This window comes from Dermatophilaceae bacterium Sec6.4 (assembly GCA_039636865.1).
Taxonomy (GTDB): Bacteria; Actinomycetota; Actinomycetes; order Actinomycetales; family Dermatophilaceae; genus Allobranchiibius.
Genome location: CP144172.1, coordinates 775,127 through 794,330 on the forward strand (window position 1 = coordinate 775,127; position 19,204 = coordinate 794,330).

Here is a 19,204-nt window from a genome sequence, read left to right on the forward strand (position 1 = left end):
GGCAGTCTGCCAGGTGTCGGCGTAGCCGCTCTCAGGTGAGCCGGCGGCGAGTCCGACCTGGCATGCACCGCATCAGTCGGGACGGTCAGCGCCGATGTTGCTCAGCGCAGTCGTCGGATCAGCCCGGCCAGTGCCGGCGACCTGTCTCGAGCGGTACGGATCACCCGGCGGGTGTGGTGGTCCGCAGTGGTCAGTGCCGTCTCGGCGCCGGCCAGTCCAGGGGTGGACCAGGCGCGTAGCCGTTGCGTGCCGACTTCACCGGCGCTCAACCGCTTTTTGAACTCGTTGCTGCCCCGCATGAAGTCGACACGCTCGATGCTGGGATCGCCGTGCCAGGTCTGTAGGACGTGCGCCATCAGGATGGTGCCGGGCGAGACGTGCGCCAGACCGGGCGTCATCCGCCCGTCCCACATCCGCCGGGTACTGCCGACCTGGAGGGTGATGTAGTAGGCGATCAGCTCGGTACCCACCCGCAGCTCCCAGGCCTGCAGCAGGTGCTGGTCGCCCAGCCGGCGAAGCACCGCCTCCTTCGTGGCGGCGATCGCCGGGTCGCGGATCGCGCTGGGCCGTCCGAGTTCCCGCTCTCGCGCGTCGAACACCTCGTGGTACCCGCCGAGGTGGTCGAGTACCTCATCGGTGGTGTCGAGCGTCAGAATGCTGGGTTCGCCGCACTCCTGCGTGAGGCGGCGCTGCGCCTGTCGCGACTGCTGGCGGAACTTTTTCGGGGCCCAGTTGGTCGCGGTCCGGGTCGCAGCCCAGGTGAGATAGGGCAGCGGGTCGCCGGACTCCAGCCGGTCACTGGGACAGAGCGCGCCCAGCGCGTCGACGAAGGGATCGCTGTCGGGGAGCTGCTCCAGATCCAGCCGCCACCGGCCCAGCCCACCGAGCCAGATCACGACTGCGGCGGCGAGTTGGGTGGCCGCATGGTGGGTACGGGTGCACACCACCTGCTGGTCGGCCCACCCGTGCCCCGCGAGGCGGACGGTACTGATGCCGGCGACACGGCGGTGCGTGAGCAGCACCGCTGCGTCGAAGACCCGCGCCCCCGGTGACGGAGCCGCCGTCGAGCTCTCGATGGCGATGGTGACCAGTGGTGCGTCCTTGGCCCGGGCCCAGTCCAGCAGCCCGGGCAGGTCCGCGGGGGCGGCCCCGCCGTGTGCCTCGTACAGGTTGGTCAACGCGTCCTCGTCGGCCCGGATCCAGCCCTCGGTGCCGTGCAGGATTCGGGTCGTGGTCATCATCAGATCAGCGACCGGACGCCCTGCGGGTCGGACGGGTCGATCTCGAACGTCGCTGCCGGGCCGGCACCTGCCGAGCGGCGTCCGATCAGCTTGCGGCTGCTACGCATGAGACTCACCTTCGCGGCGGGTGCCAAGCCGCTCTCGGTGGTCGACCAGGACTGGCGTCGGGTCAGCGAACGGCCGTAGTGGTTGGCGGTCCACACGTGCTCCCTGCGGGTGGACTCCACGGTGCGGTACTCCGTCGACAGCGAGACATTGAGACCGGAGACGTTCTCGACACGGTGCGGACGGTTCTGGGGCCACCATCCGACCTGCCCGGCGCCCAGCTCCAGCACCGTCGCGGCGTCGTCGAAGTCCTTGCGGTAGGGAAGCTGCTCGTCACTGTTGCCGCTGACGATCTGCTCCAGATGCTGGGTGGACAGGAACGGCTCGCCACCGGGGTAGACGTAGACGCGCTTGCTCCCCCGCACGTGCCACAGCGCGTTCGGCTGGTTGTCGGCGTGGTAGTAGACCTGGGCGGTCGGTGAGGAGATGAGCAGGGTCGCCGAGACATCGGTGATGTCGAATCCCGGGGCGCGCTGGGCGATCTGCTCGTACAACGAGGTGAGCAGGTCGTGCATCTTCGGGTCGTTCTCGTGCACGCGCACGACGTTCAACCACAGCTGACCGCGGCGTACTGTCTCGAGCAGTTCGGCACCGGGCAGCGTGGAGATCTTGCCGCGCTGCCACTGCGAGGTCGCGACCGGGTCGCTGCCCATCGTGTAGGGGTGCACGCTCTCTCGGGGGATGGTGTCCAGCAGGGCGATGAGGGCTTCGTCTTCGAAGAGGCCGGTCTCTGCCAGCCGGTGGTTGGCGCGGTGCGCCGAACCGCTCTGGGTGGGTGACCATGCCGCGATGTCCTCGTCGGTCCAGTCGAGCAGATCCTTGGTTGTCGTGTTCATCGTGTACTCCTTGTTGTCGATGTTGCTGTGGGGACTGATTCAGTAGAAAGGGTGCTGCCGGGCTCGGGGCGGTGTCGGTGACCGCTGCGCGTCTGCGCATTCCGGTAGACGGTTCGTAGGAGGTCCAGCTGCAGATGGGGCGACCAGGTGCGCACCGCGAAATCGCGGCCCCGCAAGCCCCGGTCGTGAGTGCCAGGTAGGTCCAGAAGCGCACTGCGAACGGCGGCCATCATCGCGTCGCGGTCACCCGACGGCACCAGGATGTTCTCCGGCCCGAGGCTCTCCGCCATCCCGGCGACGTCGTATCCGACGACCATGCGTCCGGCGGCCTGCGCCTCCAGCGGAACCATCGCCATCGCCTCCCAGCGGGAGGGGACGATGACCAGATCGGCTGCGGCGTACCAGTCAGCTGCGTCCTGCGGTCCGACCAGGATGACGCCCGGCGGGCAGGAGAGGCTCAGCTCCTGCGCCAGCGGCCCCCCGCCGACGAGCACGAGCTGCGCGCCGGGCACCTCCTCGCGGATCGCCGGCCAGAGCGCGACCAGGGCGTCCTGGCCCTTCTGCTCGCACAGTCGACCGACGCACACGGCGTAGGGCTGGTGCAGATTCAGGCCGAGCCCGGCCCGTGCGGCAGCCCGGTCACCGACACTGCACCCAGCAGGATCGACCGCGTTGGGGATGACCGCGGCATGTCTCCGGATGCCTGCTGCGGGGGCCGCAGCGAGCTCCGCTTCGCTCACGCAGACGGTGACATGGGTCCAACGCTCCGCGCGGCGCTCCCACGCACGGCTGAGCAGCCCCGGTAGTCCGTTGACGGCTTCGAACGACCACGCGTGCGGTTGGAACACCGTGGCGATCCGCCCGCGGATGGCGAGTCGCCCTGCTAAACCCGCCTTGGAGCTGTGCAGATGTACCAGGTCCGGACCCCATGCGCGGATCAATGCTGACAGTGCCCGCACTTCGGTCAGCACTGCAGCGCCCGGTCCGCGGGTTGCCTCCCAGGGGAGCAGCTCGACACCCAAGGCGCGAACGTGTGCTGCGAGACGGCTGTCCGGCGGGCAGGCCACGGCGAGAGCGATATCGCTGTCGTCCGCGGCGAGTTGGCGGGTCAGGTAGTCCAGTAGCACCCGTGCGACGCCGGCCTCGCCGGGTTGACTGACATGCAGAATCCGAGTGGTCATCAGAGCGACGCCTCGGCGCGCGCAGAACGATCGGCCGAGCCGATGACGCGGTGTGCGGTACGCCGTACCGGGGCCATTGTTCCGAGTGCCCGGCGCGCGGTGGGATACCAGGGTTTCAGTTTGAGTGCGAAGGACCGGGGGGTGTCGATGGCGTTGACGTCCACCCGCGGCACCGCCATCGGTCCGCAACCCTCGTGCGTCGCGAAGCCCACTGCGAAGTCGGCGTTCCGCACGGCGGTGCGCGCTGCGTCGTCGTGATCTCCGTAGGGATAGGCGAATGCTACGGGTGGTGATCCGAGGAGGCCGGCCAGTCGGACCCGTGCGTCGCAGGTATGTGCCCGCAGCGTATGCGCCGGGACTGCCGTCATCGAGTGGTGCTCCCAACCGTGTACACCGACGTCGATGCCGTGGGTGGGTAGTTCGCGGACCTGATCCGAATCCATCAGATCGAAGGCCTGGTGCGCGTGCCCGGGTGACCGGTCGCCGAGCAGCCCCGCCGAGATGAAGCACAGCGCCGGGAATCCGTGCTGCTCCAGCAGCGGGGCAGCCGCCTGCAGCGTCGAGACGTATCCGTCGTCGAAGGTGAGGAGCACCTGACGGGCAGATCGGCGTGCCGGGTTGGCGCGCGCGGCCAGGTAACCGCTCAGGTCGAGAGGTTCGAAACCAGATCGGCGCAACGCGAGCAGTTGGGCCTCGAACGCCACCGGAGGAACGAACAGGTTGTGCGGATCGGTGATCGCAGGCACGTCGGCTATCCCGTGGTACATCAGGACCAGCGGGCCCCGCCGGGTCATGCGGGCCGACGTTTCAGGTAGATGACGCTCCCCGCGAGTACCGCGATGACGATGAGTCCGGCACCCATGTAGAGGACGCGCTTGGGGCCGGCGACCGTCGTTGCGGCGGTGGCTTCGGCCAGGGTGAGTACCTGTGCCCGCTTGTCGTTCTGCCCGCGGTCGACCGCGAGTGCTGCGACACCGTTGGCAACGGCGACGGAGGTCGACTTGTCCCTGGTGGTGGCCATGATGCGCAGCGTCGTGGTGTCCGGATCGACGGTGACGGCTACCTTCCCGGTGCGCATCTGGCTTCGGTAGGCGCCGGTCACCGAGTCGACGTTGGATTCGGCGGACAGGTAGACCCCGTACTCGCCGGCCAGCAGCTTCTGTTCGTCGGCCGGCACGTCGACGGTGCCACTGGACCGCAGCGCCACGATGCTGGTGGCCTCGTACGTGGTGGGCATCTGCTGTACGAAGACCGCGAGAACGGTGGCGAGTAGTAGGACGCCGACCCCGAAGGCGATCCAGAACTTCTGTTTGAGCAACGCGCCAAGGCCTGGCCGATTGCGCCGGGCCGGCGGCTGACCTGCAGTGGACTCCGCTGCTGCGGCTCGTGCTGCGTTCCGACTACCGGGGGAGTCAGGCTCTATGTCTTGTCGGTGGTCGATCCAGGAAAGGCTCACTTGGTCGGTCATGATTGAACTTCCTTTCGTGCGGGTTCGCGTTCTGGTTCAGTGGCGGTGGGTGTTGTTGTCGACTTCATTCGTCGGGCCAGTGGTCCGGCGGCTGCGCAGCCGAAGACGATCCACACCGCGACGTTGAGAATGGGGTTGCGCAAGGGCATATCGATCAGTCCGTGTGCGGCGGTTGCGGCCAGCGCCGCAAGGGGCGCAGCAGTGGTCCACCGGATGGTCGTGGCGGTTGGTCCGGACAGGTTTCGGGATCTGGTCATCAGGCGGGCGGCAATGAGCACGAGTGCCGCGCCCATGGCCACCAACGCGACGACACCGATGAAGCCTTGTTCGGCCAGCACCGTCAGCACGAGGTTGTGCGCGTGTTCGACCGGGTTGGCGTACAACCTGGATCCGGGAGTGAGGGTCTTGTTCTGGTATTCGCCCGGTCCGATCCCGAACAACGGGTGCCGGTCGGCCAGCCGCAGGGCTTCGGCCCAGATCTGCGGACGCTCGTCGTACGGTGCGGCGGCCCCGCTGGTGATGCTCTGCAGCCGGGTGGTCAAAATTCCCAGCACCGCATCGGACTGCGGGAGCAGCGCTGCTGCGGCCACCGCGGCTACCACCACGGCCAGCACGATCCGGGTCATCGCTTTGCGGGCATCTGGCAGCAGCACCACGATCATCACAAGCCCCACGAATGCCCCGAGGAAGGCACCCCGGGAGAGGCTGAGCGCGAGCGCACCGGTGATGGTGAGTGCGGAGACCGTCAGTGCCAGCCGGCGCAAGGTGCTGTGTGCGTACCGGGCGGCGATGATGGCGATCGGCAGGGTCAGTGCGCAGAAACCACCTAGTTCGTTCGGCTGGGAGAACAGGCCCTGCAGTCGACCCGACACCACGGAACCGCCGAGCTGACTGGTCAGCGACCCGATGTCGGACAGGCTCAGTGCGGCGATCACACCGGCCACCAGGGAGAGGACCTCGAGGATGACCGCGATCTGTGCCGAGCCGCAGACCGCGACGATCGCCGCCACGATGCCGAACCCCGCAACAGTGGCCACGGTGAGGTCGGTCGCGTGTGAGTCGGACGCGATGGGCAGGGACACGATCGTGGACAGAGTGAGCAGGCCCGCGGCGACCAGAGCCGGGGACGCGAAATCCCACAACCGCTCGCGGATCACGTAGAGAGCTGCCATCGCTGCTGGTACGAGCATCGCGACCAGGCCGATGCGTAGGCCGACTCCGGGCACCCGGGATCCGGCCAGGGGAAGTGAGACGACGACGGCGATCAATGTCGCGAACAAGGCGCGCCTCATGCTGTTGCACCCCGCCGGTTCAGGAAGTCCAGCAGCATCGTGCGGCGGGTGGGGTCGAATCGCAGGCTGATCCGGTCCCAGGCGAGCAGATAGACGACCGCGCCGACCGGCACTGCGATGAATACCGGGGAGGGCGCCAGCATGGCCAGACCCATCAATGCGGCACACCCGGCAGCCACCAGGACGCTGCGGTCCATGGTCGAGCCCGGCACGCGTCGGCGTAGACCGGTGTAGTTGATGCCCATCTGCACCAGGTATGAGGCGCTGGTCGCTGCTGCCGCACCGGTCGCGCCCCACGTCGGGATCAGCAGCAGGTTGAGCGCGATATTGGTCACGAGGGCTGCGAGGCTGGCAATCAGCACGATCGGGTCGGGTCGGCGCGCCAGCAGCGCGCTGCCACTCAGGTGGGCCATCCCGAATACGAGTGGTGTCACTGCGAGCCACGCGACGACGTGCGTCTTGGCGAAGTCCGGTCCGAACAGCAGGCCGACCAGCTGATCGCCGCGCACCAGCAGCACTGCGCAGTACGGCAGGTAGAGAGCCGAGATCAATGCGTATCCGGTGCGGATCGTGCGGGCGAAGTCCGCGCGGTCGATGTCGGGTTTGGCAAAGGACGGTGTCAGCACCCGGGACAGCGACCAGCTGACGAACAGCACGGTCTCCAGCAGCCGGTAGGCCGCGTTGTAGTGACCGACGGCCACCACTCCGGCGATGGCCGCCAGCAGCAGGGTGTCGATCCTGAACAGCGCCATCGAGACCAGCTCGTTGAGTCCGTTGACCGGGACGGCCCGCAGGTGATCCAGCAGGTCATGCCGCGTGACAGCCGTCCAACTGGGGCGGATGCCTGCTCGGCGCGTAGCGATCGACATGGCGGCGGCACCGGCGCAACTCGCGCTCAGATATGCCACGGATACCGCCAACACCCCCTGTCCTGTCAACAGCGCGGCGCCGACGAGTGCAACGGCGATGAACCGCTGCATCACCAGCACGATCGCCGGGCCCTCTTGGGAATGCCGGGAGGCAGAGGCTGCCCGGAACGCGTCGGTGATCGTGTCGACGAGGCCGGTGGCAACGAGGCAGAACACCGTCCAGGAGACAGGGCCGGAGCGAAGCAGCATGACCAGCAGAACAGCGCCCAGCACAGCCGTGCCGAGCCCGAACCGCAGCATCAGCAGCGCTGCCAGCAGCTGCCGCAACCGCTCGGGCGCAGGACCGCTGAGCTGTACGAGGCGGTCGTCCAGGCCGAGGGAGGAGATCGAGGCGAGCAGCAGACCCAGGCCCAACCCGAAGGAGAAGAGCCCGAAACCGGCCACCCCGAGGCCCCGCGCGACCACCGTGAAGGTCACCAGGGAGGCAACCTTGCCCAGCACTTCGGCAACGCTGAGCGCCACCACAGCGCGGGCCATCCCTCGAGCGGGGGGTGCCGCGACAGCCAGATCCGTCACTGCGGTCCTCGCAGGTATCCCGTGACGGCGCCGGCTGCCTTGACCACGTCGCGTAGTCCGGCCATCACGGGTACGAGGGCCATGACGCGCGCTGCCTGCGGCATCCGACTGGCTCGCTGCAGGGGCAGCGAAAGGTAGGCAGCGGCGCCTGCCAGCGCTGCGCCTCGGGCGAGGGGTCGACCGCCGGCGATGGTGGCTGCGGCGAACAGATAGGCGGCGACGCGAGCAGCGTCCCGACCCAGCAGTCGCGCGTCTCGGGAGTGCCCCGAGCCCTCGCCGTAGCGGTAGTACATCCGCAACGTGGCGCGTAGGGTCGCGCGCTGCTCCCAGGTGACGCAGGCGTCCCGGACCAGTAGCGCGGGGAAGTGACGCGCGATGGCGCGTCCGAAGGTGACGTCCTCGCCCGTTGCGAGATGCTCCGGAAAGCCGCCCGCGATGCGCCAGGCGTCCTTCGTGAACGCCATCGAACGACCGGTGGGCATCGTCGCGTCGAACGCCCGGCCGAGCAGTCGACCGTAACCACGGGACAGCACACCGGGGTGTGCGAGCTCGGAGACCTGGGGGTACCCGCAGGCGCTCACCGCGCGTTCGACAGGACTGTCGGCGAGGACCTCGTACGTGCCGGTCAGTAGGCCCGCGTCGGGTCGCGCGTCGGCGGCGGAGCGGAACGCGTCCAGCCACCCGGGGTGGGGTTCGCACCCCGCGTCGGTGCAGGCGATGAGTGCGTGTGCAGCGGCTTGGATGCCGATGTTGCGGCCTTGGGAGATACCTGCACCGGCGCGGACGATCAACATGATGCGCGGGTCGGCTGCGGCTGCGGCTTCGACCAGATCGGTTGTGCCGTCGGTCGAGCCGCCGTCCACGACGATCACCTGATCGGTCGATCGGAGTTGAGCACGCAGCGCAGGCAACAGCTCGCGGACGCCGTGCTCGTCGTTGAGCACCGTGACCACGACGCTGATCGGCGTTGTGCCGGCAGTACCCGCGCCGGGGCGGTGAACAGTGTCGGCGAGGAACTGAGCGAAAGCGGACGCCGCCGCGAGCGGGGTGGTGCCTGCCTCGGCGGCCGCGCGGCCGGACCGGGCCATGTCGCCTGAGAGTTCGCAATCTTGCAGGCGGGCCAGCGCGTCGGCCACCTGCTGCGGCGACGACGGTTCGACCGGGATGCCTGCGATGCCGATCCGCTCCGAAACCGGGGACACGCTGATCACCGGTACGCCTGCGGTCATCGCCTCCAGGGCGATCATGCTGAACGATTCGGTGCGAACGTGCTCACCCGGAAGGGCTTTGGTCAGGATGGCGGCGGCGTCGAAGGCGGCTGCCAGCTGACCGATGTCGTCGCGGGCCTGGTGCAGATGGAACCGACCTGTCACCTGGTGCGTCTCGGCGAGAAGTGTGAGGCGGTTGCGCTCGTCGGGGTAGGCCGCGTCGCTCACGCCGTAGACGTGCAGCGACCACTGGGCGGCGCGCTCGTCGGCGAGGGCGAGCACCGCGTCATCGACACCCTTGTACGGCACGAGTCGGGTGGCCATCAGAAGCCGGAAAGCTGATTCACCGGTGCGGTTGTCGTCGTCGAGGCCGAGTGCTGCGTGAGCTGCCGGCCGTGTCAGGGCGGGACCCGAGACGACAGGGGTGATGAGAAGGGGTCGATGTGGGGTTCGTCCCTGCGAGAGGTGGTCGCTGGTGCTGATCTGGCCATCGGTCAAGCGGTCCACGACGCGGGCCAGCCCGGGGAAGGAGTCGTCGTGACGTACCCACACGGTGCGTGTGCGGGCGATCAGGCCGGCGAGTCCGGTCACCAGGGCGGCTTTGACGCCGTGCGCGACCATGACGTCCGGGCGATCTCTGCGGCTCTGGGATGCGAGGGTGTACGCAGCGCGTACGAGCTGCACCGGTCCACGCCCTGATGGGATGACGGTGACATCGGTGTGCTGCCCGCGCCACCAGGCAGCGGTTGCGCCGTCGGCCAGGGCTGACACCTGGATGTCCAGACGGTCGGTGTGTGCGGCGAGCCGCTCCTGCCACAGCTCTGCGCCGCCACGGGTTGCGGCCGGGAAAACCAGCGTGACGTTCAGAGGTTCCATGTCAGCCACCGCGTTTCTTGACGACCTCGAGCACGGTGCGGCACAGGATCATCGCGTCCAGACCGAGCGACCAGTTCTCGATGTAGAGGTTGTCGAAGTAGGCGCGCTCGGAGATCGAGGTGTCCCCGCGCAGGCCCTGCACCGCGGCGTACCCGGTCATCCCGACCTGCATACGGTGGCGGTAGCGGTAGTTGCGGACCGTGGGCTCGTAGAGGCTGACGAAGTGCGGTCGCTCGGGCCGGGGTCCGACCAGGCTCATGTCGCCACGGAAGACATTGAGCAGCTGTGGTAGTTCATCCAGTGAGCTGGCACGTAGGAAGCGGCCCACTGGACCGATCCGGGCGTCGCCGACGATCGACCATGTCGTGTCGGACTCTGCAGCCGCTACGGGGCGCATCGACCGGAACTTCAGGATCATGATCAGCTTCCCGTTCCGCCCGACGCGCTCCTGGCGGAAGATGACCCCCGGTCCACCCTCGAGGCGCACGACCAGGGCAATGGCCAGGAGCACCGGGCTGAGCAGCAGCAACGCGGTCCCGGACACCAGGATGTCGAAGGTTCGTTTGATCCACGGGGCGACACCTACCCGCCGTGCCGGAGTCACCCGGCTGACCGGGATACCCCAGAGCTGGTCCGCGGTCGGTCCGTGACCGCCCTTGAGGCTGAACCACGCGGAGACGCTGTAGAGCTCGGACGTCGCGAAGTCGCACCGACGGATGACGTCGAACACCTCGTCTTCGGGCACGTCCGGAAGAGCCATCAGGACGACGTCGATGCGATGGGAATGCATGATCGAGGGCAGGTCGTGGATGGTGCCCAGGACGGGCCAGTCGTTCAAGGTCGGGCCACCTGCCTCCAGGACTCCGCCCGCGGAAAGACCCAGCTCGGGGTGCTCGCTGATCCGTCGGACCAGTTCACCCGCTGCCGTCCCACCACCCACGACGAGGGTGCGGCCCAGCAGTCGATCTCCTCTGCGGCGAGCCGTCGTGTCCAAGTGGTAGACCACGGCGCGCCCTACCAGCACCGCAGCCAGCGTCAGGAGGCCCAACGTGGTGAGGTTCGGGGTGCTGTTCTCACCGACGATTCGCACTCCCACCGCAGCCAGCGCGCCGCCGGAGGCCACCATGAAGACCAGCCGCAACAGCTCGTCCAGTACTGACTGCGTAAATCGTGCGCGGTACAGGCCGAACCAGTAACCGGTCAGCAGGATCCCCGCCGCGAAGATCAGCGCGCCCTTCAGCAGTTCGGGCCGGTAGATGGCGAACGCCATAGGTGCAGAAAGGTCGGTGAGTACGCGCACCATCGCAGACTCGCGGCGAACTTTCCGCTGCCGGATGGTGTTCGCGCTGAGCGGGGCCGAGTAGTGGCCGACCGCCGCACGACGATCGTCAACTGAGCTCGTTCCGGTGTTCGTCAACTCGATCGGGTCACCGGACAAGCTCACGTCAACCTCCTTGAATTGTGGGCATCAACTGCCCGGGACTGGGAACCAACCGTTCAACTGAACGAGTGTTCAGCTGCCTTACTTACCGATAATAAAGTTAACTTGGTGAAGAGTCAAGTAGTTTCAAAAACGACCGGATGAAGCGATCGTTTGTGATCATCAGCAGTTCGAGGCGGCTGTCTTTTCGGATTGGTGACGAATCAACAAATTTTCTGGACGCCCGGTCTGGGATGAGGCGATGTGTGAAAATTTGTTTGATTCGGGGTCGATTCGCGCCTACCGGAGTGGCAGTTGGTAGTGATATTCGGTGGCGACGCCCACGATTGGCCGGTCGTTGACTGGCGCCGCGCGCGAGCTCCAAGTCGGCGACCTTGAGGCCTCGTTTAACATAAATATGAGATATATAACATCTAGAAGAGTAACGGAGGTGATGTTAAAGTCATCAGGCCAGGCCGAATTCAGCAGAAATGCACGAGGCATCTGTCCGGGAAGGAGCTGCGTTGATTACCGAGATATCTGCTCAGCTGCTCTCCGATGTCGCGGCCGCCGGCGCCGCTGACGCGGGTGGTCTGTCCGCCGAGCTGCTCGGCGACTTTCTTCCCGTCCTGGTGGCGGCGGTTGCCACCGGGCGCCCGCTCACGCTGCGGCAGCTGCAGCCGTACGAGTCCTACGGCGATGCTGCCGCGCGCCAGGGCGTTGCGTTGCGGGCGTTACTGGACCTCTACTCCTCGTCCTCGTGGCGACTGTGGCGTCACCTTCCCCCCGTTGTGAACGCCCGCGAAGATCCGGACGCGGTCGTTGCGGCCGGCGAGGTGATGCTGCGGGCGGTCGACGATGTCGTGGCGGCACTGGCAGAGGGTTTTCAGAAGGCTCAGCGAGCGCTGGTCCGCACCCAGGAATCAGCTCGGCGCGAATTCGTGGACGATCTGCTCACCGGGGCGGGCGCTGTCGCCGATGTGCTGCAACGCGCCAATGGATTCGGCCTACAGCTGTCCGGACCGCACGCCGTAGCTGTGGTGCGCGCCGACCGTCCTTTCGTTGACGGGACGCCGCTGGTCGCGCAGCTGGAGCGGGCGGTGTCGGGGGGGACGGGTAATGCCGATGCCCTGGTGGCGAGCAAGGAGGGCCGGTTGATCGCGGTGTTTCCGGCCCCTGACCGGTCTGCCGTCAACGCGGTCGCAGATCGGTTGGGTGTTTCGCTCGGTCCGCGTTCTGCTGCTGGTTGGCAGATCGGGGTCAGCAGGCCTGCCACGGGTGCCGACGGAGTGGCGGCCGGTTACCGGGAGGCTCGCCAGACCTTGGTGCTGGCCGACCGGCTCGGGCTCACCGACCCGGTTATCGACGCTCGTGAGTTGTTGGTCTATCAGGTGATGCTGCGTGATCGGGTCGCGATCACCGATCTGGTCACCACGCTGCTCACGCCATTACTCGCTGCTCGCGGCGGCGCCGGCCCGCTGCTGGACACCCTCGGCGCCTACTTCAGCTGCGGGGGCAACACCGCCCAGACGGCGCGCGTTCTGCACCTCTCCGTGCGTGCGGTGAGCTACCGCCTCGATCGGATCCGCGACCTGACGGGGCACGACCCAGCGCAACCGACCGAGCGTTTCGCCCTTCAGGTCGCGGTGCTCGGAGCGAAGATGCTGGATTGGCCGTCAACTCCGCTCTCCTGAGGCAGCGTGTCCGGGGTGCTGGTCGTGGGCTCATCCAGCGGTGTCGGCCCGGTTTGGTTCTGGGATTGTGCCGTGGAGTTGGGCCAGGAAGTCGGTGTAGGCGGCGTGGCCGGTTTCGGCCCACATGGCAGCAACTGGAGGTGGGGTGTGAGCGTCCATCTCGGCCCGCTGCGCCGGCGTCATCTCATCGCTGATCAGACCGCGGATCAGCCACAGTTTGTCACCGGTGAAGGTCCGCATCCCGTGCTCGGGTAGCTGACCCCATTCCGCGACGTTGATGCACCGCGCGGCGATGGGCAGCACGGTGGCTTCCTCCTGATCCAGGTGCACTGTCAGTGCCTGGTTCAACGCCGCCAGGACGACCTGCAGCTCGTTTGTATTCGACGCGCTCGGGTCCGCGCGCCACGCCGCGAGACTGGTGTTGGCCTGGTCGATCGCGCCGTGCACGGCACCGTGTTGAGCGAAGATCGCGGCGATGATCGATGCATCTTCGGGGCAACGCTGCAGCAGCTTCGGAGTCAGCAACTCATCCTCACCGGTGTGGTGGGAGTCCAGCAGCCGCAGCACGTTGTCGTAGTACGTGCCCACGACCTCCGCACGATCCAGGTCCCCAGGTCTGACGCCACCGACGAGGTGTGGAGCGGCGTCCAAGGCCTGCCGGAACACCCGGTGGATACCGATCATGTCGCTGGTATCAGCAAGAGGTAGATCGCTGGTCATTGTCATGATTTCTCCATGGGTGGGGTTATTCGGGCGGGTCGTTCAGGGGTGTCAGAAGCAGGGTGAGCAGGCTGCGGCGCAGCCAGTTCTGGTACGTGTGGTGGCTCCAGCCGCGCACGGTGCGCAGCATCAGGTACGTGTCGGGGCTGGAGAGCGCCCACAGGGTGTCGGCGCTCTCATCAGGGCTGAGGCGCAGCCGCTCGGGGGGCAGCAAGCCGATCGCGGCCTCGAACGCGGCCGCTCGGCGCTCGAGCATTGCCCGCATCGTTTCGGCGGCTCCGGCGTCCACGCTCGCGGCATCGCGCAGCACGGTCCACAACGGACCCACCCGGTCCAGGGCGTCGCAGATCAGGTCCACCATCATGCACACCTGCTGGCGCGGGTCGGGTTCGGCGGCGATCAGCGGGTACGCCGGGGGCTGCAGCGCGGCAAAGGTCAGCGGCCGGTCCGCGTCCTGACCAGGATCGCCCCCGGTGGTGGCCCGCTCCATGATCATCTCGATCAACGCGGCCTTACTGCTGCCCGCGCGGTACACCGACGCGATCGCCAAACCGGCATCCGCGGCGATATCGAGCATCTTTGTGTCGGTGTACCCATCGGTCAGGAACCGCGCCCGGGCTGCTACCAACACCCGCTGCCGGGTATCAGCACGTTCGAGTTGGGCGCGTTGGCGACGGCTGCGCGCATCGTAACCGCGCTTTTCTGCCGGCCGATCGGCATCAGTTAACACTAGATCTCCAATGTGATGAGAATCTGACTATCGTAACATTCATCGACGTGGTTCGGGCCCTCTTGGACAGCTACCCATCCTGACCTCGCCGCCGCATGAGGCATGCCGCGCGACGCCCGTAGCGAGCATCAGAAGGCTGCTGCTGACCAGGGGGAAGATCGTGAACGCAGCATCAGAAACACCCCAGACAGTGCCGCGGCTTTCGCGACGTAGTCTCGCCCGAGGCACGGTCTGGCGTCTGCCCGTCATCGCGGTGGGGTCGATGGTCCCTGCCGCGCGCCGTTGGGTGTGCTCACCGGGCTACTCGACTTCTGGATGCCGAGCTGATGTCCGACGCGAAAGCCGCTGTTTCGCTGCATCCTCACCGGTGGGTGCAGTAGTACTGCGCGGCATCACTGGACCTCGATTTGAGCGAGTGCTTAAATCGAGGGGTTCAGGTTCACGCAGTTGTTTCACCTCGGTGTGATCTGCGTCGGAAGCGTCGCACTGCAGAGTGCAGAAGAGTGGTGGCACAGATGGCCGGTTACCAACCGTGGCCCTCGAACGCGCGCGCCGAATTTTTGCCCGATCAGGTCACGTCGTGGTGGGGCGACGCGTGGTTCTTCGCCGCGTGGATCGTCGTTGCCGGGTACGCCGCTGCCGTCGGTTACCTGATATTTCCCACCGCGGGATTGGCCGTCGTCGGTGTCCTGCCCGTCGGTGCGGCGATCGTGGGTGGGGTCCTCGCATCACGACGTCGTCTGCATACGGTGTGGGGCGTGGCGTTGATCCCGGTCGCAGCCGTCACCGGCGTCGCGATCGGCGCGCATCATTTTGTGCAGGGTCAGGAGTGCAGCACGTCAGGCACTGCTGTGGCGCCCGCGGTCGGTCAGCCGATGCGCGAGACAACGAGCACGACCTGCACGGTCAATCATGCACCGCACATCTTCGCGAGCCTCGAGCCTTTTCTGCTCGGCTGCGTCGTGATGCTGCTGGTCGCAGCTGCACTCGCGGTCGCTTTCGGTCGTAGAGCGCGACGATCTGACCTGGCGTGAGCACACCGGATCGGAGGCTGACGCCTCGGCCGCGGGATTACTATCGCTCGCTTTGGGGGCGGTAGTAATCCGCCATCAGCTCGTTCGCCCAGCGGGGCTGATGCACGTCTGCGCGCGGCCCGAACTGTGTCATCCACGGCTTGATGTCCAGCACAGGTGAGCCGTCGACAGCGTCGAGCCCCTCGACGATCAGCGCGCGGTCCTGCACCTGCAGAAGGCGGCAGCGGCTGACCGCCAACCTGTTCGGTCGGCGCTTGCCGCGTTGCCCGAAGATCCCGACAAGCGGCCAGTCTTCGCGGCCCCGTGGGTGGCGCGCGGTCGTCTCTACAGAGGTGGGGTCGACCCGATCCAACACATAGACCACCTCGAGGTGGGAGAAGTCGCTCAACCCCGCGAGACTGTCAGCGCTGTATGCGGGGTCCAGCTCGATCCGGCACGTCGTACCGCCCCAGAAGTCGTCCTGCACGACTGTTCGTCCCTCGCGCACCATCGCTACCGGCACCATCGTGAAATCCATGCCGTCATGTTGGCACGACCAGGTGGGTTCGGGGCGGGCTCCGAACCTGTCGGTCTGGGCCGCGTGTTCCACCCCATGGGTCGGGTCCACGAGGGTGGCACTATCTGCGACATGAACGTTCAGCTCGTCAAGGCGCGCGGCGCAGGGCGGAGCCGGTGGCGAGTGTGAGCAGGGGCCGGGGTCTGGTATTGGTATGCGCCGCTGGAGTTATCTGGGGGACCATCGGGCCGGTGGTCGACCTTGTCCACGAACGGTCGATGCTGTCGGTCCTGACGATGAGCCTGTGGCGCGCCATCGTGGCCGTCGTCGCGCTCGCCGTCCTCGTGATCGCTGGCCGACAGTTCGACGCCTGCACGGCCCTGATTCGCGCCCACCCGGCGCGCATCCTGTTGATGGGTGCACTGACCGCTCTCTTCCAGTTGCTCTTCTTCGTCGCAGTACTGGCTGTAGGGGTCAGCGTGGCGACCGTGGTCGCATTGGGCTCCGCGCCGGTGTTCCTCCTCGTGCTGCACGGCGCGCAGCGACGACGGATGCCAGGATCGGCGCAGCTGGTCACCGTGCTGATGGGTGTCGCCGGGTTGCTGTTGGTCAGCCTGATCGGTGGTCACGCCAATGGATCGTCCCCGGCGTTGGGGGTTCTCGCGGCGCTTGCTTCCGGCGCGGCCTACGCTCTCAGCGCGGATGTGGGCAGCTCAGTTTCCCAGCGGCACAACGCAGTTCCCATGGCCGCAACCACGATGGTCGTGGTCGCGATGGTCGTAGTGCCTGCCGGCTTGGCGGTCGGACTTCTTCGGGGGGACCCGCTGGTGCCCACGGACGCCGCTACGTGGGCAGGTCTGGCGTATCTCGGCGCCGTCACCATGGCAATCGCCTACGTACTGCTGTTCGCCGGTCTGCGCACCCTGCCCAGCGCGTCGGCCACGGTGGCCACCCTGCTGGAGCCCGTCACCGCGGTGGTCATCGCGGTCCTCTTGTTGGGCGAGAGGCTCACCCTCGCAGGCCTGCTCGGCTCGGTCCTGATCGTCGCTGCGATTGCTTCGCTCGGGTTGGGACCGCAGGTCTCGCAGGTCGGTCACGCCATTCGCTCCGACCGGCCATCCGGCCACGAATCGGACTCACCCGAACCGGACGGGCACGGATCGTATCCGCACCCGCCCTACTTCTGACTCACTGCATCAGCGGATGGAGGTGTCCGCCTGCTCGAGCAAGGCTTGCAGCTCGACACTGTCGGCGCGCTTGGGCTTCTCGAAGTCGCCGTCCTCCACGTAGGCGCTGGCGTAGGCGGGCTGGTCACGCTGGAAGCGCCAACTGTCACTGAGGCTGCCGGTGTCGAAGACGTCGTAGCCGATCGCATCGATGAACTCGGTGACCGTCTTCTTGGCCGCTTCGTCGTCACCGGCAATCATCAGCGTGTTGCGGTCAGACGCGCCGCTCGGGCGTTGCATCGAGCCGAGGTGTTTGAAGAAGATGTTGTTGAATGCCTTGACCACGTGCGCCTGCGCCAGGTGCTGCTGAACGAGACCACTCGTGGTGATCTGCTTCTCGTCCAGCGCGGCGATTGCGCCATCGCGCTCGGGGTAGTAATTGCAGGTGTCAATGACGACCTTGCCGACCAGGGGCTCCACCGGCGCCGCGTCGATCTTGCCCAGGGGGATGGTGACGACGACGATGTCGCCTGCTGCTGCGGCCTGGCTCGAGGTTGCCGCGCGTGCCTTCGGCCCAAGACTATCGACGAGGTCAGTGAGCGTCTCCGGTCCCCTCGAGTTGGACACGACGACGTCGTAACCCGCGTCGACTGCAAGTTTGGCGAGGGTGCCGCCGATGTTTCCGCTTCCGATGAATCCGATGGTGGTCATGGAATGGGCAAGACTGGATAGGAACGAAATATTCCTCAGGGAAATCCAGTCCTGATATCGCCGACGCGCAGTTCCTAGGGGAGCGTGAATCGTCAGCGATCATTGCGTCTGCAGTGGGACCACCTGAACTCCCAATCGCTGTTCTTTATCCGTGTTGTCCGACCGAGGAGCCTCCATGGCCCACGCTGCACCCGCTACCGCGGTCTCGCCACGCAATACTCATGTCTTTCGGCGGGTCGGCCTCGCCCTTGACGCTGCCGGCCTCCTCCTCGTGCTCGCCTCGCTGAGCACCGCCGCGATGCAGGCATGGGCCCTGACAAGGCTGTCCGGGGGTGAGGATCCGGGGCCGCAGGCCTGATGAACTGGATGGTGAACGCTGATTCGACGCCTTTCGTATGTCTGCTCTTCGCCATCTGTGCCTTGATTCCAGGCGAGATCTTACGTCGGGGCGCATTCGGACCCTCCGACTCCACGGGCTCGCGATCCGGGGCTGAGCAGCGATCGTTCGCGGCGCGTTTCAGACCGATCGGGCTCCGACCACATGCTGTGTGGGGCGTGGTTCTCGGGGCGGTGGCGATAGCCCTTACCGTCGGTCTGGCGCGGTCGGCCACCGAGCAGGCCTGGCCGGCCACCGTCCGCTCCTATCGCGGGTCCTCGCTCTCGTCCCTGTTCGGCATTTGGGCCGCTCTCTTTGCGGCTCTGGCCTGCGCAACGGCCGGATCGTTCGTCAAAAAGGCCGTCTATCTTCGGGTCACCCGCCGACATGGTGAGAATGTTGCCGACGGGCTTCGTGGGCAGGCGTTCTGGGGTTGGTTCACGATGGTGTGGCGCTTCGACCTCTGGTTGTGCGGCACGGCAGGCATCGCGCTCGCGTACTCCGGCATCCAGCTCGCGGACGACCCGCACACTGCAATCGGGCTCGGTGCCTCGGGTGTCGTCCTGCTGGCGGCGGGGATGGGCGCAGCTGCGAACTACTGGCGGGCAGGAGTACCGATCGGCGTGGGTGTGTCCGCCCGCTGAACGGCAGCGGGCTACCCGCGTCAGGCTTCGGCCGCGATCCGGTGGGTCTCGTCGACATGCTGCTCGGTGTCCGCCACTTCCGCCGTGGGGTCGAAGAACAGTCCGTACAGCAGGATGAGCGCGAGTACCCCGGTTACGGCAGCAGCATCACCGGCCGGTTGTTTGAAGAAATAGACGACGTACCCCGCCTTCGGGATCGTCGTGGCCACGACGCCCTTCACCTGGTTGTGCCGGATGTTCCAGGTGTCCTTGACCTGGTTCGCGTCGCCCTTGGTCTGGATGGTGCCGTCGTTCAGGCTCACGATCCGGTGGGTGACGACATCGTTGGCCTGTCCAGAGTGCAGGAACGTGATTACCTCGCCGATGTGCAGCGTGCTGCTTGCCGGCCGATCGATGATCAGGTCACCGGTGTTGAGAGCCCCGGTCATCGAGCCGGTGTGAATGATGTACGCGCGGTAACCGGCCCGATGCAGTTGGACGCCGCCGATGATCGCGGCGCCGAGGAGCATTGCGAACAGTCCGATCATCAGGCGACGGGCAATGCTCACGTGCGTCCTCGTT

At 66.8% G+C, this 19,204-nt stretch carries 19 protein-coding genes; 5 read left to right on the top strand and 14 right to left on the bottom strand.

Annotated elements, in window-relative coordinates; all coding sequences use genetic code 11:
- Nucleotides 1-101: 101 nt before the first annotated feature.
- Genes V3G39_03780 through V3G39_03820 form a run of 9 tightly spaced genes read right to left on the bottom strand, consistent with a single transcriptional unit; the run spans nucleotide 102 to nucleotide 11,096 of the window.
- A complete protein-coding gene (locus V3G39_03780) occupies nucleotides 102-1,241 on the bottom strand; it encodes a GNAT family N-acetyltransferase (protein ID XAS77173.1) in 1,140 nt (379 codons plus the stop codon).
- Nucleotides 1,241-2,182: a hypothetical protein gene (locus V3G39_03785; protein XAS77174.1), complete on the bottom strand. Its 942-nt coding sequence runs from the start codon at nucleotides 2,180-2,182 to the stop codon at nucleotides 1,241-1,243. The genes V3G39_03780 and V3G39_03785 overlap by 1 nt, the downstream gene beginning before the upstream one ends.
- Nucleotides 2,179-3,363, bottom strand: coding sequence for a glycosyltransferase family 4 protein (locus V3G39_03790; protein XAS77175.1), 1,185 nt, complete (start codon nucleotides 3,361-3,363; stop codon nucleotides 2,179-2,181). Before V3G39_03790 ends, V3G39_03785 begins: the two co-directional genes overlap by 4 nt.
- Nucleotides 3,363-4,157 carry a polysaccharide deacetylase family protein gene (locus tag V3G39_03795; GenBank protein XAS77176.1) on the bottom strand — a complete coding sequence of 265 codons (795 nt, stop codon included), beginning with the start codon at nucleotides 4,155-4,157 and terminating at the stop codon, nucleotides 3,363-3,365. The genes V3G39_03790 and V3G39_03795 overlap by 1 nt, the downstream gene beginning before the upstream one ends.
- On the bottom strand, nucleotides 4,154-4,831 hold the full coding sequence (locus V3G39_03800) for a hypothetical protein (protein XAS77177.1): 678 nt from the start codon (nucleotides 4,829-4,831) through the stop codon (nucleotides 4,154-4,156). The genes V3G39_03795 and V3G39_03800 overlap by 4 nt, the downstream gene beginning before the upstream one ends.
- The gene (locus V3G39_03805) at nucleotides 4,828-6,123 is read right to left on the bottom strand and encodes an O-antigen ligase family protein (protein ID XAS77178.1); all 1,296 of its coding nucleotides are present in this window, start codon (nucleotides 6,121-6,123) and stop codon (nucleotides 4,828-4,830) included. Before V3G39_03805 ends, V3G39_03800 begins: the two co-directional genes overlap by 4 nt.
- Nucleotides 6,120-7,568: an oligosaccharide flippase family protein gene (locus V3G39_03810; GenBank protein ID XAS77179.1), complete on the bottom strand. Its 1,449-nt coding sequence runs from the start codon at nucleotides 7,566-7,568 to the stop codon at nucleotides 6,120-6,122. The genes V3G39_03805 and V3G39_03810 overlap by 4 nt, the downstream gene beginning before the upstream one ends.
- Nucleotides 7,565-9,652, bottom strand: coding sequence for a glycosyltransferase (locus V3G39_03815; GenBank protein XAS77180.1), 2,088 nt, complete (start codon nucleotides 9,650-9,652; stop codon nucleotides 7,565-7,567). The genes V3G39_03810 and V3G39_03815 overlap by 4 nt, the downstream gene beginning before the upstream one ends.
- Before the next feature lies 1 nt (nucleotide 9,653).
- Nucleotides 9,654-11,096, bottom strand: coding sequence for a sugar transferase (locus V3G39_03820; protein ID XAS77181.1), 1,443 nt, complete (start codon nucleotides 11,094-11,096; stop codon nucleotides 9,654-9,656).
- 500 nt (nucleotides 11,097-11,596) lie between these two features.
- Here V3G39_03820 and V3G39_03825 point away from each other — a divergent pair, with 500 nt between their 5' ends.
- Complete coding sequence (locus V3G39_03825; GenBank protein XAS77182.1) at nucleotides 11,597-12,766, top strand: helix-turn-helix domain-containing protein; 1,170 nt, start codon at nucleotides 11,597-11,599, stop codon at nucleotides 12,764-12,766.
- A gap of 30 nt (nucleotides 12,767-12,796) precedes the next feature.
- Here V3G39_03825 and V3G39_03830 read toward each other — a convergent pair whose 3' ends face one another.
- On the bottom strand, nucleotides 12,797-13,492 hold the full coding sequence (locus V3G39_03830) for a hemerythrin domain-containing protein (protein XAS77183.1): 696 nt from the start codon (nucleotides 13,490-13,492) through the stop codon (nucleotides 12,797-12,799).
- Between the two features lie 19 nt (nucleotides 13,493-13,511).
- On the bottom strand, nucleotides 13,512-14,216 hold the full coding sequence (locus V3G39_03835; protein ID XAS77184.1) for a TetR/AcrR family transcriptional regulator: 705 nt from the start codon (nucleotides 14,214-14,216) through the stop codon (nucleotides 13,512-13,514).
- A gap of 515 nt (nucleotides 14,217-14,731) precedes the next feature.
- Here V3G39_03835 and V3G39_03840 point away from each other — a divergent pair.
- On the top strand, nucleotides 14,732-15,250 hold the full coding sequence (locus V3G39_03840; GenBank protein XAS77185.1) for a hypothetical protein: 519 nt from the start codon (nucleotides 14,732-14,734) through the stop codon (nucleotides 15,248-15,250).
- A gap of 40 nt (nucleotides 15,251-15,290) precedes the next feature.
- Here the strand turns inward: V3G39_03840 and V3G39_03845 are convergent, their stop codons facing one another.
- Complete coding sequence (locus tag V3G39_03845; protein XAS77186.1) at nucleotides 15,291-15,767, bottom strand: SAM-dependent methyltransferase; 477 nt, start codon at nucleotides 15,765-15,767, stop codon at nucleotides 15,291-15,293.
- Between the two features lie 164 nt (nucleotides 15,768-15,931).
- On the opposite strand from V3G39_03845, the gene V3G39_03850 reads away from it, so the two are divergent.
- Complete coding sequence (locus V3G39_03850) at nucleotides 15,932-16,933, top strand: EamA family transporter (protein XAS77187.1); 1,002 nt, start codon at nucleotides 15,932-15,934, stop codon at nucleotides 16,931-16,933.
- A 9-nt stretch (nucleotides 16,934-16,942) separates the two neighbouring features.
- Here V3G39_03850 and V3G39_03855 read toward each other — a convergent pair whose 3' ends face one another.
- Nucleotides 16,943-17,623: an NAD(P)-binding domain-containing protein gene (locus V3G39_03855; GenBank protein XAS77188.1), complete on the bottom strand. Its 681-nt coding sequence runs from the start codon at nucleotides 17,621-17,623 to the stop codon at nucleotides 16,943-16,945.
- 175 nt (nucleotides 17,624-17,798) lie between these two features.
- Here V3G39_03855 and V3G39_03860 point away from each other — a divergent pair, with 175 nt between their 5' ends.
- Both V3G39_03860 and V3G39_03865 read left to right on the top strand, forming a co-directional pair.
- Complete coding sequence (locus V3G39_03860; GenBank protein ID XAS77189.1) at nucleotides 17,799-17,981, top strand: hypothetical protein; 183 nt, start codon at nucleotides 17,799-17,801, stop codon at nucleotides 17,979-17,981.
- 212 nt (nucleotides 17,982-18,193) lie between these two features.
- A complete protein-coding gene (locus V3G39_03865) occupies nucleotides 18,194-18,643 on the top strand; it encodes a hypothetical protein (GenBank protein ID XAS77190.1) in 450 nt (149 codons plus the stop codon).
- A gap of 20 nt (nucleotides 18,644-18,663) precedes the next feature.
- Here the strand turns inward: V3G39_03865 and V3G39_03870 are convergent, their stop codons facing one another.
- Nucleotides 18,664-19,191 (bottom strand): signal peptidase I, encoded by a 528-nt coding sequence (locus tag V3G39_03870; GenBank protein XAS77191.1) that lies wholly within the window; start codon nucleotides 19,189-19,191, stop codon nucleotides 18,664-18,666.
- Between the last annotated feature and the right edge of the window lie 13 nt (nucleotides 19,192-19,204).

Bases quoted from the DNA above. Each gene is read 5' to 3' on its own strand.
- V3G39_03780 (XAS77173.1), bottom strand. From the start codon at position 1,241: ATGATGACCACGACCCGAATCCTGCACGGCACCGAGGGCTGGATCCGG.
- V3G39_03785 (XAS77174.1), bottom strand. From the start codon at position 2,182: ATGAACACGACAACCAAGGATCTGCTCGACTGGACCGACGAGGACATC.
- V3G39_03790 (XAS77175.1), bottom strand. From the start codon at position 3,363: ATGACCACTCGGATTCTGCATGTCAGTCAACCCGGCGAGGCCGGCGTC.
- V3G39_03795 (XAS77176.1), bottom strand. From the start codon at position 4,157: ATGACCCGGCGGGGCCCGCTGGTCCTGATGTACCACGGGATAGCCGAC.
- V3G39_03800 (XAS77177.1), bottom strand. From the start codon at position 4,831: ATGACCGACCAAGTGAGCCTTTCCTGGATCGACCACCGACAAGACATA.
- V3G39_03805 (XAS77178.1), bottom strand. From the start codon at position 6,123: ATGAGGCGCGCCTTGTTCGCGACATTGATCGCCGTCGTCGTCTCACTT.
- V3G39_03815 (XAS77180.1), bottom strand. From the start codon at position 9,652: ATGGAACCTCTGAACGTCACGCTGGTTTTCCCGGCCGCAACCCGTGGC.
- V3G39_03830 (XAS77183.1), bottom strand. From the start codon at position 13,492: ATGACAATGACCAGCGATCTACCTCTTGCTGATACCAGCGACATGATC.
- V3G39_03840 (XAS77185.1), top strand. From the start codon at position 14,732: ATGGCCGGTTACCAACCGTGGCCCTCGAACGCGCGCGCCGAATTTTTG.
- V3G39_03845 (XAS77186.1), bottom strand. From the start codon at position 15,767: ATGGATTTCACGATGGTGCCGGTAGCGATGGTGCGCGAGGGACGAACA.
- V3G39_03855 (XAS77188.1), bottom strand. From the start codon at position 17,623: ATGACCACCATCGGATTCATCGGAAGCGGAAACATCGGCGGCACCCTC.
- V3G39_03860 (XAS77189.1), top strand. From the start codon at position 17,799: ATGGCCCACGCTGCACCCGCTACCGCGGTCTCGCCACGCAATACTCAT.